Annotated in this window: 6 protein-coding genes; 4 read left to right on the plus strand and 2 right to left on the minus strand. The window is 56.0% G+C overall.

Annotated elements, in window-relative coordinates:
- The first annotated feature begins 97 nt into the window (after positions 1-97).
- The gene (locus tag ACFPPD_RS23120; RefSeq protein WP_209745924.1) at positions 98-7,861 is read left to right on the plus strand and encodes an S-layer homology domain-containing protein; all 7,764 of its coding nucleotides are present in this window, start codon (positions 98-100) and stop codon (positions 7,859-7,861) included.
- A 58-nt stretch (positions 7,862-7,919) separates the two neighbouring features.
- Here the strand turns inward: ACFPPD_RS23120 and ACFPPD_RS23125 are convergent, their stop codons facing one another.
- Entirely contained in the window at positions 7,920-8,639 is a 720-nt protein-coding gene (locus tag ACFPPD_RS23125) for a response regulator transcription factor (protein ID WP_209745926.1), read from the minus strand.
- Between the two features lie 187 nt (positions 8,640-8,826).
- Here ACFPPD_RS23125 and ACFPPD_RS23130 point away from each other — a divergent pair, with 187 nt between their 5' ends.
- Together ACFPPD_RS23130 and ACFPPD_RS23135 are read left to right on the plus strand one after the other, a co-directional pair.
- Positions 8,827-9,525 (plus strand): response regulator transcription factor, encoded by a 699-nt coding sequence (locus ACFPPD_RS23130; protein WP_209745928.1) that lies wholly within the window; start codon positions 8,827-8,829, stop codon positions 9,523-9,525.
- A gap of 16 nt (positions 9,526-9,541) precedes the next feature.
- Entirely contained in the window at positions 9,542-11,404 is a 1,863-nt protein-coding gene (locus ACFPPD_RS23135) for a sensor histidine kinase (RefSeq protein ID WP_209745930.1), read from the plus strand.
- Between the two features lie 324 nt (positions 11,405-11,728).
- Here the strand turns inward: ACFPPD_RS23135 and ACFPPD_RS23140 are convergent, their stop codons facing one another.
- Positions 11,729-12,847: an RNA-guided endonuclease InsQ/TnpB family protein gene (locus ACFPPD_RS23140; protein ID WP_209745932.1), complete on the minus strand. Its 1,119-nt coding sequence runs from the start codon at positions 12,845-12,847 to the stop codon at positions 11,729-11,731.
- A gap of 135 nt (positions 12,848-12,982) precedes the next feature.
- On the opposite strand from ACFPPD_RS23140, the gene ACFPPD_RS23145 reads away from it, so the two are divergent.
- The gene (locus tag ACFPPD_RS23145) at positions 12,983-15,076 is read left to right on the plus strand and encodes a sensor histidine kinase (protein ID WP_378083539.1); all 2,094 of its coding nucleotides are present in this window, start codon (positions 12,983-12,985) and stop codon (positions 15,074-15,076) included.
- Positions 15,077-15,079: the final 3 nt, after the last annotated feature.

Here is a 15,079-nt window from a genome sequence, read left to right on the forward strand (position 1 = left end):
TCTATCTAATTTACCGCCATTTTACCGAGACTTTTTAAACTAATAGGCGACGGCATTCGACATGCTATTTCAGTATTACAAGGAGGAACATGAAAGAATGAAAACCTTAAAGCTTTTTTTACGCTACATCCTTATGGTATGCATGCTAGTCTCCTCATTAAGCGCGGCGTCGGCTGCAGCGGCAGTAAAGACGTCGGACATCGAAGGTTCATGGGCGGAAGTCGCATTGCGGGAATGGGTGGCCAAAGGCTGGTTGAGCGGCTATTCGGACGGTTCCGTTAAACCGAACGGCCAAGTAACGAGAGGGGAGTTCGTCACGCTGGTCAACCGGGCTTTCGGGTTAACGGAGCAAGGGGCCGCCTCGTTCGCCGACTTGAAGCGGACGGATTGGGTATACCCGCAGGCCGCGATCGCTGTCAAGGCAGGGTACGTCAACGGCTACGCGGACGGCACGTTCCGCGCGGGCAAGCCGGTCAGCCGCGAGGAAGCGGCGGTCATGCTGGCCAAGCTGGCGAAGCTGGATACGACGCAAGGGAATGCGTCCGAATATACGGATTCGGTCGCGATCGCTCCTTGGAGCCGAGGGGCGGTAGGCGCGATGTCGGTCAACCGGATTATGAACGGATTTCCGGACGGCACGTTCAAGCCGCGGGCATTGATTACGCGAGCGCAAGCGGTCGTCGCGATCGGCAACGCGCTAAAGGCGTCGAACGGCAACGCCGCCGGCGAGAACGTCGGTTACGACCAAGCGGGAACCTATGGTCCGGCATCCGGGACGAGCACGATTGACGGTAACGTCACGATTTCGGTTGCGGGCGTTACCCTGCGGAACCTTATCGTGAAAGGAGATTTGACTCTTGGACAAGGCATCGGCGAAGGCGACGTGACGATCCGCAACGTTAAGGTATTAAGAAAAACGTTCGTAAACGGAGGGGGAGCGAACTCCGTTCACTTCGTCGACTCCGTAATTCTTACGGTCGAGGTCGACAAGGCGAACGGTACGGTGAGAATCGTGGCGGAAGGCTCTACGACCGTACAAACGGTCATCTTGAAATCGTCGGCGAAGGTAGAAGAAGACAGGGTATCGGGAACGGCGTTTACTGACGTTGAATTGTCCGCGGAGCTTCCAAAAGACTCCGTTGTCACGCTGTCGGGAAACTTCAGTTCGGTCGATATTATGGCACAGTCGGTTAAAGTCGATATACCGCAAGGTTCCATCGAGAAGCTGAACGTGAACGAAGGCGCTTCGGATACCGTCGTCGACGTGGATTCGGGAGCGAGGATCGTATCGCTCGTTCTCGATGCGGTCGCGAAGCTGCTGGGCCTCGGCAACATCGAGAAGGCGACCGTCAACGATGACGCAGGCGGTTCGTCGTTCGAGAAGAAGCCGGATGCACTTGACGGAACTCAGAAAGATAACGTGAAGATCGGAGAGGCGCAAATCGGAGGCGGGGGGGCCGGCGGCGGAACTGGAGGCGGTACTGTGGGGCCATCGCTGCCTAGCGCGCCTAGCGTGACCTTGGCAGCGGGAACGGCGGCCGACCGGACGAAGCTAACCGGATTGACCGCGGGAGTCGAGTACGAATACGTGCTGGATGCCAACGCCGTTCTGGCAGGAAATGCGACTGCATGGTCGACGGCCGTCGCGTTCACGGCAAGCGGAACGGAAAAGGATAACATCGATCCGGGAACGAACGCCTATATCCATGTGCGTACTCAAGCATCGGCGGGGACTCTTGCCTCGGCGGTTAAGGATATCGCGATCTTCGCGGCCAACGTGTCGCCAGCTGGCGCGCCGACAAGCGGCGTGACTTACGACGTCGCGGCAGGTACCGTAACCGGACTGGGCTCGATCAATGAATACCGACTTGACGGAGGCGCTTATAGCACGACAGCTACGGGAGTCGCGTTCGCGGAAGGAACAGTCGAAGTTCGCGTTAGAGCGACGGCAACGAAGCCGGCTTCGCTGCCCGAGACGATCGGTACGATTGAGGCGCCTGCGGCCGCGCCAAGCGTAGCATTGGCGGCAGGAACGGCGGCCGACCGGACGAAGCTCACCGGGCTGGTCAATGGAGTCGAGTATGAATACGTGCTGGATGCCAATGCCGCTCTGGCAGGGAATGCGGCAGCCTGGTCAACGGCAGACTCTTTCACGGCGAGCGGAACGGAAGAGGATAACATCGACCCAGGCATGAATGCCTACATCCATGTGCGTGCTCAAGCAACGGATGCCCATCTTCCATCCGCGGTGAAAGATGTCGCGATCGTCGCGGCGAACGTGTCGCCGGCGAGCGCGCCGACGAGCGGCGTCACTTACGACGTCGCGGCAGGTACCGTAACCGGACTGGGCTCGATCTATGAATATAGCCTGGACGGCGGTGCCTACGGCACGACGGCAACGGGCGTGGCGTTCCCGGAAGGAACGGTCGAAGTTCGCGTCAAAGCGACGGCAACGAAACCGGCTTCACTGTCGCAGACGATCGGCACGATCGCAACGCCTGCCGCGCCGAACGTTGATTTGGCAGCGGGAACGGCGGCCGACCGGACGAAGCTTACTGGTTTGGCTAATGGGGTCAACTATGAATACGTGCTGGATTCCAATGCCATCCTGGCAGGGAATGCGGCCGCATGGTCGACGGCCGTCGCTTTCACGGCAAACGGAACGGAACAGGATAACATCGATCCGCTCTCGAACGAATACATCCACGTCAGAAAAGCGGTCACCTCGTCGGCATTCGCCTCGGAGGTCGCGGACGTCGCGATCGTAGCGGCCAATGTGTCGGCAGCCGGCGCGCCGACAAGCGGCGTGGCTTACGACGTGGCGGCAGGCACCGTAACCGGACTGGGATCGATCTACGAATACAGCTTGGACGGCGGCGCCTACGGTACGATGGCAACAGGCGTGACCTTCGTGGAAGGCACGGTCGAAGTTCGCGTCAAAGCAACGGCAACGAAACCGGCTTCGCTTTCGCACACGATCGGCACGATCGCGACGCCTACCGCGCCGAACGTCATCTTGGCAGCGGGAACGGCGGCCGACCGGACAAAGCTCACCGGTTTGGTTAATGGAGTCAACTATGAATACGTGCTGGATTCCAATGCCGTTCTGGCAGGCAATGCGGCCGCATGGTCGACGGCGGTCACTTTCACGGCAAGCGGAACGGAACAGGATAACATCGATCTGCTCGCGAACGAATACATCCATGTAAGAAAGGCGGTCACATCGTCGGCATTCGCCTCGGAGATCGCGGACGTCGCGATCGTCGCGGCCAACGTGTCCGCAGCTGGTGCGCCGACAAGTAGCGTAACTTACAACGTGGCGGCAGGCACCGTAACCGGACTGGGAACGGACTACGAATACAGCCTTGACGGCGGAGCGTACAGCACGACGGCAACAGGGGTTGCGTTCGCGGAAGGCACAATACAAGTTCGCGTGAAAGCGACGTCGACCAAGCCGGCTTCGCTTCCGGAGGCGATCGGAACGATCCCGGCGCCTGCGGCCGCACCGAGCGTGGCGTTGGCGGCAGGAACGGCGGCCGACCGGACGAAGCTCACCGGATTGGTTAATGGAGTCAACTATGAATACGTGCTGGACTCCAATGCCGCTCTGGCAGGGAATGCAGCGGCGTGGTCAACGGCTATTGCTTTCACGGCAAGCGGAACGGAACAAGATAACGTGAATTCGGGCGCGAATACCTATATCCATGTTAGAAAAGCGGTCACAACGTCGGCATTCAGCTCGGAGGTCGCGGACGTCGCGATCGTCGCGGCGAACGTGTCGCCAGCGAGCGCGCCGACGAGCGGCGTGACTTACGACGTCGCGGCAGGCACCGTAACCGGACTGGGAACGGACTACGAATACAGCCTTGACGGCGGAGCGTACAGCACGATGGCAACAGGGGTTGCGTTCGGGGAAGGAACGATACAAGTTCGCGTGCAAGCGACGTCAACCAAACCGGCCTCGTTACCCGAGACGATCGGAACGATCGCGGCGCCTGCGGCCGCGCCGAACATAGCATTGGCGGCAGGAACGGCTGCCGATCGGACGAAGCTTACTGGTTTAGTTAATGGAGTCAACTATGAATACGTGCTGGATTCCAATGCCGCTCTGGCAGGCAACGCGGCAGCCTGGTCGACGGCCGTCGCGTTTACGGCGAGCGGAACGGAAGAGGATAACATCGACCCGGGCGTGAATGCCTACATCCATTTGCGTGCTAAAGCCACGGAAGAAGCGCTCGCTTCGGCGGTCGAGGATGCGGCGATCGTCGCGGCTAACGTGTCGCCAGCTAGCGCGCCGACAAGCGGCGTTACGTATAACGTAGCTGCAGGAACCGTAACCGGACTGGGAACGACCTACGAATACAGCCTTGACGGCGGCGCTTACGGCACGACGGAAACGGGAGTCGCCTTCGTGGAAGGAACGGTACAAGTTCGCGTGAAAGCGACGGTAACCAAGCCGGCATCGTTGTCGCAAACGATCGGAACGATTGCAACCCCTGCCGCGCCGAGCGTGGCATTGGCGGCAGGAACGACGGCCGACCGGACGAAGCTGACCGGATTGGTTAATGGAGTCGACTATGAATACGTGCTTGACTCCAATGCCGCTCTGGCAGGGAATGCGGCAGCGTGGTCGACAGCGATCTCTTTCACGGCAAGCGGAACGGAACAAGATAACATCGATCCGCTCGCGAACGAATACATCCATGTAAGAAAAGCGGTCACATCGTCGGCATTCGCCTCGGAGGTCGCGGACGTCGCGATCGTCGCGGCCAACGTGTCGCCGGCCGGCGCGCCGACGAGCAGCGTGACTTACAACGTGGCGGCAGGCACCGTAACCGGACTGGGAACGACCTATGAATACAGGCTTGACGGCGGTGCTTACGGCACGACGGCAACGGGAGTCGCGTTCGTGGAAGGAGCGGTTGAAGTTCGGGTGAATGCGACGCCAACCAAACCGGCATCACTACCCGAGACGATCGGAACGATCGCGGTGCCTGCGGCCGCGCCGGGCGTAGCCTTGGCGGCAGGAACGGCGGCCGATCGGACGAAGCTAACCGGTTTGGTTAATGGAGTCAACTATGAATACGTGCTCGATTCCAATGCCGCTCTGGCAGGGAACGCGGCTGCATGGTCAACGGCCGTCTCCTTCACGGCAAGCGGAACGGAACAGGATAACATCGATCCGGGAGTGAACGCCCATATCCATGTTCGCACCCAAGCAACGGCTGCCAATCTTCCATCCGCGGTGAAAGATGTCGCGATCGTCGCGGTCAATGTGTCGGCAGCCAGCGCGCCGACGAGCGGCGTGACTTACAACGTGGCGGCCGGCACCGTAACCGGACTGGGAACGACCTACGAATACAGCCTTGACGGCGGCGCATATGGCACGACGGCAACGGGAGTCGCGTTCGTGGACGGAACGGTACAAGTTCGCGTGAAAGCAACGGCAACCAAGCCGGCATCGTTATCGCAAACGATCGGTACGATTGCAACCCCTGCCGCACCGAACGTCAACTTAACAGCGGGAACCGCGGCCGATAGGACGAAACTTACTGGTTTAGTTAATGGAGTCAACTATGAATACGTGTTAGACTCCAATGCCGCTTTAGCAGGAAATGCCGTATCCTGGTCGACGGCCGTCTCTTTCACGGCAAGCGGAACGGAACAAGATAACATCGATCCGGGAGCGAACGCCCATATCCATGTGCGTGCTCAAGCAACGGCTGCCAATCTTCCATCCGCGGTGAAAGACATAGCGATCGTCGCAGCTAACGTGTCGCCAGCCAGCGCGCCGACAAGCGGCGTGACTTACAACGTGGCGGCAGGCACCGTAACTGGACTGGGTTCGATCTATGAATACAGCCTGAACGGCGGCGCTTACGGCACGACGGCAACGGGAGTCGCCTTTGTGGAAGGAACGGTACAAGTTCGCGTGAAAGCGACGGCAACCAAGCCGGCATCGTTGCCGCAAACCCTAGGAACGATCGCAACGCCTGCCGCGTCGAACGTCATCATGGCAGCGGGAACGGCGGCCGACCGGACGAAGCTGACCGGTTTGGTTAATGGAGTCAACTATGAATACGTACTAGACTCCAATGCCGTCCTGACAGGAAATGCGGCAGCCTGGTCGACGGCGGTCGCGTTCACGGCAAGCGGAACGGAACAAGATAACATCGATCCGGGAGCGAACGAATATATTCATGTCAGAAAAGCGGTCACCTCGTCGGCATTCGCCTCGGCCATCCAAGACGTCGCGATCGTCGCGGCGAACGTGTCGCCGGCGAGCGCGCCGACGAGCGGCGTGACGTACGACGTTGCGGCGGGTACCGTAACCGGACTGGGCTCGATCTACGAATACAGCCTGGACGGCGGAGCCTACGGCACGACGGCAACGGGCGTGGCGTTCCCGGAAGGCACGGTCGAAGTTCGAATCAAAGCGACGGCGACCAAGCCGGCATCGCTACCGCAAACCCTAGGTACGATCGCAACGCCGGCCGCGCCGACGAGCGGGGTCGTCTATGATCTCGTCCAAGGCACGGTGACGGGATTAGGCTCGCTATACGAATACCGATTGAATGGCGGAACCTACGGCACCCAAGCAAGCAACATCACCTTTATCGCCGGGAATGTCGAGGTTCGCTTGAAAGCGACCGCTTCCTCGTTGCCGTCGTTGCCCGAGAATATCGGCACGATCGCGGCGGCGAGCGTACCGGTCGTGGACCTGGCCGAGGGCACGCTCCCCGACCGGACGAAGCTGACGGGGTTGGAAGCCGGGAAAACTTACGAATACGTGCTGATCAACCAAGCGGTTCTGCCGGGAGACGATGCGGCTTGGTCGGGCGCGACGTCTTTTACGGCAGGCGGCGTTAGCTACGACAATATCGATCCGGAGTCGTACGAATATATCCACGTCAGGGTCAAAATCAGCGGTTTGGCGTTCGCTTCCGACCCGGCGGCCGTGGCGATCGTTCCGGCCAAAGTATCGCCCGCGAGCGCGCCGACGAGCGGCGTGACCTACAGCATCGTTAACGGCACGGTATCGGGGCTCGACCCGTCTTATGAGTACCGTATTGGCGGCGGCGCTTATCAAACTTTAACCGACAATGTCGTTTTCATAGCCGGAGACGTTGAGGTTCGAGTGGCGGCGACGGCGACGAAGCCGGCATCGCTGTCCGAGACGATCGGCACGATCGCTCCCGCGGCGCCGGCTCCGACGAGCGGCGCGACGTATAACATCGCGGCGGGAACGGTGACCGGGCTCGGCAGCCTGTATGAATACCGTCTGGGCGGAGGCGCGTATAGCACCTTGTCCGGCGGCGTCGAATTCGTAGCCGGGCTGGTCGAAGTCCGCGTTCGGGCGACGGACTCCGTGCTGCCGTCGGAGCCCGAGACGATAGGTACGATCGCGGCCGCGGCCGCCGCTCCGATAAGCGGAGTGACCTATCATGTGGCCAACAAATGGGTGAACGGTCTTAACGGCATCTACGAGTTCCGTCCGGGCGGAGGCAGCTACACGACGTCGACGACAGGACTGACTTACGCGCCGGGAGACGTGCTCGTCCGCATACCGGCGACAGCGACGGTATTAGCGTCCGAGCCCGAGGTGCTTGGCACCGTCTTGCCGGTCGCGGCAGCTCCGACCTTCACCATGTACGCGGGGCCGAGTTCGACGATCGTCCTGTCCGGATCGACGACCGCCATGGAATATTCCACGAACCAAGGGGCGACTTATACGTCCATCCCGTCGGACAACTGGGCGTTTCCGAACACTTGGACTTACCTCAGGGTCAGGGTGAAAGCGACGGCGACCCAGCTCGCCTCCCATCCTAATATTCTGTTCGAAGTCCCCTACGAGGGATAAAAGGAAATGAAAAAGGCATCATCCTTCGTTCATGAGGATGATGCCTTTTCCGCATAGACTAACGCTTTTCCGATGCCGCGACGCCATAAGGATTAAATTTATAACCGAGACGGCTAACCGTCATAATGTACCGAGGCTCGGCCGGAGTCGGCTCAATTTTGCGGCGTAGGTTGGAAATGTGGGCTTTCACTGTATCTTTGGAGTAATTGGCGTCATCGTCCCATGCTTGGCGGTAGAGCTGCTCCGGGTGGAACACTAGGTTCGGTTTCTTGGCCAGCTCGACGAGCAACTGGAATTCTTTCGCCAGCAGGGGCACGGGCCGATGGTTCACCGTAACCGTCTTTCGCTCCAGATCGATGCTTAATCCGGGGAACTCGAGCTTCGATTCCTTGGTTGGAGTCAGGTCGATCAGGCGGCTCCAGCGTAAATTCGCTTTCACCCGCAGCACGAGATCTTCGGGGTCGAAAGGCTTGCTAATGAAATCGTCGCCGCCGGTCTTGAGAGAGAGCGTCTTATGCTCTTGATTCCGCGAACCCGATACGAACAGAATCGGCCGCCGATAATGTTTGCGAATATTGTCGCAGAGCGTAATGCCGTCCATGTCGGGCATCTGGATATCCAGGACGATCAGATCCGGCTCTTCGATCGTAAGCAAACGAAGCGCCTCGGAGGCGCTGAGCGCGTTGCGGACGATATATCCCTCGTGGGACAGAAAGGCCGTCACAAGCTGTTGGATATCCGGGTCGTCGTCGATGACGAAAATGACGTTGGGCTTCAACTCGCAGTCTCCTCTTCTTCATGACATGAAGGAATGGCCCTATCGGTATAGTAACATTTTTGGGCTTACGGTGGCACTATGGAAGAAACGTACCGTACCGTCGCACATTCATATTAGATAATTGCAAACTCTTGCGGAATTCATGGTAAAATTCGTGTGAATGACATGAAAAAGCGAGGGTGCCTCCTTGACCGAAAAAATACTGGTGATCGATGACGATCCCTGGCTGCACGAGATTCTCGGCCTATTTCTAGAAGCAGAGGGATATCAAGTATATAGCGCATACGGCGGAAGCGAAGGGCTGTCCATGTTAAACAGCGTGGATCCCGATTTAATCATTTTGGATTTGCACATGCCGGACACCGATGGCACGGAATTGTGCCGACAAATTCGCCTTAGCTATCACCAGCCAATTTTGTTCCTGTCGGGCGACACGAATACGGACGCCATGTTGAAATCGCTTCAATCCGGCGGTAACGATTATATTGTAAAGCCGTTCCGTTCAGATGAAATCAAGGCCAGAATCAAGTCCAATTTAAGATGGGGCATGCAGCTTGCAGCCGCAAGGAAATCCGGGCACACGTTAACCTTTCCCGGCATGCAAATCGACCTGGATCGCGTAACCGTATCCGTTAATGGACATGCCGTTGAACTAACGGCTAAAGAGATGCAGCTGCTTATCGCCCTGGCCTCCCGGCCACGGACGGTGCTTCATGCCGAGAGGCTGTACGTTCAAGTCTGGGGAAATTCTGTATACTATTCTCCGGACACCGTAAAGACGCATATTTATCATCTTCGCAAAGCGATTGAGACCCGCTCCGAAGGACGAAAATACATCCATACCGTGAAAGGCTTCGGCTATAAATTCGATGCCAATCTAAGTTGAAAGGAGTGGCTCGACGGTGAGAAAAGGCGGGGTCATCGCCGCTTTGCTTTACCTGATTGTAGGGATCCTCTTGATCCAGCCGTCAGAGGCCAGCGCCGCCGAGGCGCAAAAGGGACTTCTCGAATTGCCTAATCCGCAACATGCTTATTCGCTAAACGACCGAATGGAGCTGCTGGTGGACGATAGCGGGAATCTGTCGTATGAGGAAATTTTGTCGCCCGACATAAGCCGGCAATTCAAAGCGATTCACGGACAGATTGCTTTCGGCTTCCAGTCGTCGGTTCATTGGTTCCGCGTCGCCGTGCGAAACGAAACCTCGAACGATACTTGGATTGTGCAAATGGATAATCCGCTCATCGAACATATTCAATTTTATTCGACCGTTGAAGCGAAGCCGCTGCGCGGAAACTATCCGGCGTATGAGGTAAAGCTTCCTCCCGGAGAAACGACTGCGGTTTATTTCCGATTGGCGACGGAAGGCGAAATGACGATCCCGTTTAAGCTGTTGGATCCATTGACGTATCATGATACGCAAACCAAGTATTATTTCTTTTTCGGTCTGTATTATGGGTTAATCGCCATTGTGATCGTATTCGTGCTGATTCTCTTATTTTTCACGCGCGACACCGCTTTTCTCTACTATTTGATTGGAGTCGTCAGCTTCGGCGCTTCCAATTTCATCTGGAACGGCCTGGAGCGGACGCTATTCGGAAGCGATCATCTGAAAAGCGCCGTGCATCATTTGCTCGTCTATATAACCATCTGGACGTTTTTTCCGTTTTTCCGAAAAATCTTGGACACTCGTCAGCGCTTCTTTCCGGCGGATATCGTCATGCGGGTGTTCATGGCGCTATGTCCGGTTGCAACGGCGGCGTGGGCCCTTTTTTATCGACATGGAATCGGTCCTTACGTTTCCGTATTCGAGCTGACGGCCGTAATCGCGATCATAGCTGTCATCCTTTGGTGCGCCTTTAAAGGCAGCAGAGTCGCCGTGTTTTTTTCAATCGCCATGTTGACAACCGTTGTATTCGGGATGCCCAAAATCATGATGTCTTACGGCCTGTTCCCCGACAATACGTTCGCTAACTTCGGCATGCAATTCGGATCCGTTGTCGATTTTCTTCTTTTGTGTTTCGTTCTGTACAATCGGTTGCTGCTTATGCAGAGGGAGAAGGATCGCGCCCGCATGGAACTGGAAGTTCGGACGAAACTTCTCCAGAACATTTCCCACGATATTCGCGCTCCTCTCGCTTATGTTCTGGGTGGAGTCGAAGCTTTCATGCAACGATTGATTCATGATCCGGAGCGACAAGACAGGATGTTGAACCATATACACCAAAAAGTGCTCGATGTGTATCGCTATATCCAGGAGTTGAGCCAGCTTGGAAAGCTTGAAGCTTCGGCGGAAGAGGAGCAGCGGGAGATCGTTCGTTTTGGCGAATGGATGGAGAGCTTGTTTCACGAATTTTCGTCCGATATCGAGCAGGCGGGTATGCGGTGCGAATACCGGGTGGAACCTGCCTTGAGAGAAGTTGAAGTTCACGTTCAAAAGCATGCAATTAAGCGAGTGTTGGCCAACTTGATCGACAATGCCTGCAAGTATTCTCCGAAGAACGGGACGGTCAAGCTGGAGGCGTCTTTGGACGATCGCAGCGCACGGGTGACGGTAGGGGACAATGGGCCGGGAATCGAAGCCGAACATTTGCCGTTGATCTTTAACAGGCTTTCCCGGCTGGAACAAACCGATGACAAACCTGGACAAGGCATCGGGCTATCCATCGTCAAAGAAATCGTGGATCGGCATGGAGGAACGGTTTGGGCGGACAGCGAGCCCGGCGAAGGCAGCCGGTTTTATTTTACGATTCCATTCAGATATTGACAAAGGCAGGGCAGGGCCGTATTAGGCTCTGTCTTTTCTTTATTGTTCTTAGCTTGATTCATTCAAAACTCGACAAAAAGTAACACTTTACTTGAACATCACCTTGGCTCTTTATAATTTCAAATGTACTAGATCGGATAGGTAGAGAGGTCAGTCCGTCAATAACCCCCACTTAACTGATGTTTGACGTGGCGGCTTGTGACTACCCAATCGTGCAAACGTCTTTCGACTCCGATCTTTGGCTGTTCATTAAGAACATGGTGTCACATCTGCGGCATGCTTTGCTTACCGACGGGCAGATTGACAGCTGCCCTGCAAGCATAGTCATGCTATGCTTGCACCTTCTTCAAGGTATGCCTTTCCTTTGGCTAAAAGGTTCATCGCCGCTACTCGGTCATCGTTGCTCCGATAGCCGCATTTCTTGCAGCAAAAGCGATGCTTCTTCTTGTCTCGATTGGCCTTCTGCGTATGCTCGCAGCGGGGACATGCTTGTGAGGTGTACCTCGGGTCTACTGCAATGACCCTAGCCCCTGCAAGCTGTGCCTTATACTCCACCATCTTGCGTAACTGGTGGAACGCCCACGATACCGATATATAGCGGTCTTTGAGCCTGACCTGTTCGGTCACGTTGCGCACGCCCGTCAAATCCTCCAGCACAAACAGCGTATTCGCTTCATATCGGCTCACGAGTGCCTTGCTGACCTGATGGTTCACATCGGTCATCCAACGGTTTTCTCGCTGCCCGATTTGCTTGAGCTTACGGCGGGCGGATGGCGTTTGCTTCTTCTGCAATTGCTGGCGTATTTGTTTGTATCTTGCTCGCTTTCGTTTAATCGCTCTTCCCGGAAAGAAGGTGGTTTTGCCCTGCGTGTCATAGACTGTCGCGAGAAAGTTGATTCCCAAATCGATGCCTACAATCTGCGTCATCTCTTCCAACTGCGGCTCGGCGATCTCCTTGGACATCGGAATATGCAGAAACCACTTGTGATGCTTGCGGACAAGCTTCGCGGTTCCGAACACCCAGGAACCATCGAAGTATGCCTCCATCGCCTTCCTTTCAAAGGGAACCTTGATTCTCCCTTGCAGGGTGTTCACCGAAAACAAACCGGAGGTTAACGAATAGTCGCGATTCCATACGAGATTGTACTCCGGCTGCTTAAACTGAACTAGCGTCCAATCGTGGCCATTGCTTCGATTGGTCTTGTATCTGGCGATGACGGTCTTCATAACCGATTGGGCCATCTGGGAACGGAGGCCAATGGTGCTGCGAAGCGTATTGTAGGTGATTAAATGCAGGGCAGGCTGCTTTAATTGTCTGGTGGTAAACACCACAGAAGATACGAGGTTGCAGCCTTTACGATAAGCGGAGATAGTTTCCAGTAAAGCTTCTGCTTGAGCTTGGGTTGGCTTCAATTTTATTTTTGCCGTCACCGTTACGATCATATGTTCGCCTCCTTGCAATGTCAATTATAGCATACTTTAGAGGAGAGGAAGTATCCGAAAAAGGCATTCAGGCTCACGCCTGACGCTCATTCCTCTCCGACTTATAGAAGATCGGAGTATCCTGTGCGATTTTTGATGAAAAAGACCTTCGCAGAACGCAATCGTCTGTTTTTCCTCTCCATTCTTCTGTTCGTTGCGGGAGTCGCTCTCGTCTGGTTCCTTTTTATGCCGTGGGAGAGCCGGCAGAGTTCCGACGGCGTCCCGAGTTCCGTCATTCGTTTAACCGAAGGGCTGGAGAAGGTGAGATTGAACGAAGGCATGCAAGTGCTCTCCGATCCGGAGGGTTCGTTGACCTATGCGCAAGTTCAGGTATCGCCGGCGAAGGAGCGGTTTGTTCCCGCATCGGGCCGCACGGCTTTCGGGCTCGACGGCAATACCTACTGGATACGGTCGACGATAACGAACGAAACCTCGAAGGATCGATGGGTGCTTCGATTGTCGAATGCCATTGTCGATACGGTCGCTTTGTACGCGGACGGACAACGATTGGGAACGGACGAAAGTATCGGGGCAGGCGAGAAGCTGGCGGATCATTATTGGGCTTACGAGCTCGCCTTGCCCGCCGATCGCCCGGTTACTCTCTATCTGCGGGCGACGACCGAAGGGTCGATGATTCTCCCGCTCGAATTGATGAGTTCTTCGGCCTATCACGGCAAGCTCCGGGCGGAATATATGCTTTTCGGCTTGTATTACGGTTTCGTCCTGCTCATGGCGGCGTACAGTTTCTCCATGTATGTCTTCATGAGAAACAACGCCTACCTTTTCTATTCGCTGTATATCGTCTGTTTCGCGCTGTCCCAATTATTCTGGAACGGTTTGCCCCAAGAAATGCTCGGGGAACACAGCAGTCTGATCCGGCTGCTCTTGCGAACTTTCGATTCTTACGAGGGCATCTTCCTCTTCTTCTTTATCCTTTGCTTGTGGTTTGCGCTTTTCTTCATAGTCAAAGTGCTGCATTTGAACGTGTATGCCTCCTCATTGCGTTATGTGGTTATAGCTATAAAATGGGCGTCGCCGTTCGTCGTATTGGCGCTTCTCTTTCATTGGCCGGGATTCTCCACGATCGCCATCTGGTACGAGCTTGTCATCGCCTTGTTAATGATCGTGACGATTCTCCTCAGCGTGTTCCGAGGCAATATCGCGGCGCGATATCTCGCTCTTGCTCTGATCGCCTTCATTGGTCTCGTCTACCCTTCCGTACTGTACACGTTCAGCTTGGCCGGTTACAACGTGCTGACCCATTACGGTTATCAGTTGGGATCCGTTACGGAATTCATCGTAATCACCTCCGCATTATCCTATCAGACAAGGCAATTCGAGAGGGAGATGATCAGCGCACAGCGGCAAATGATCTCGAATCAAGAGAAGCTGGTCCGAACGTTGGAGCGGTGGAACGAGGAATTGGAGCATACGGTGGGCGAACGAACCGAGAAGCTCGTTCAATCCCAGAGGAGACGCAACGAGCTGCTGCAGAACATTTCGCATGACGTGAGATCCCCTCTGACCGTCGTGCAAGGCGGGATCAAAGCGATGATGCTCGGCATTCAGGTGCACCCGGGAGAGCAAAACAAGCACTTGGAAAATCTGTACGGGAAAGTCGTCTACATTACGAGATTCATCGACGACTTGTTCAGGTTGAGCTTGGCCGAGCAGGAAGCGGCCGCGACATACGAATCGACCGAAGAGTTGAGCATGAAACCATGGGTAGAGAGGGAATTCGTCTTCTTCGAGGAGTTCGTCCAGAACGCCGGGCTGCAATGCGAGAAAGAGATCCGCTCCGATTGCGATCCGTTCATGACGATCGATTCGCACGGCATGCGTCGGGTGCTATCGAATCTCGTTCACAACGCGTGCAAATATTCGCCGGCGAACAAGCGGGTCAGGCTGGAGGCGACGATTCGGGCGGACGGCGTGCGGATCAGCGTGGAGGACGAGGGACAAGGGATCGGAGCGGAGGACCTGAACGGGATATTCGACCGCAACAACCGGGGATCCCAGTCCGACCCGTCGACGGGAAGCGGTCTGGGTCTGGCCATCGCCAAAGAAATCGTCGAGCGTCACGGCGGAACGATCGCGGCGGAAAGCGAACCCGGCAAAGGAAGCAAGTTCGTCGTTTACCTTCCGGCGGATGGTTATAGCCGCGTTCCGGCGGAATCGGTTCTAACCTAGTTT

Source organism: Cohnella suwonensis, assembly GCF_042655365.1.
Classification (GTDB): Bacteria; Bacillota; Bacilli; order Paenibacillales; family Paenibacillaceae; genus Cohnella; species Cohnella suwonensis.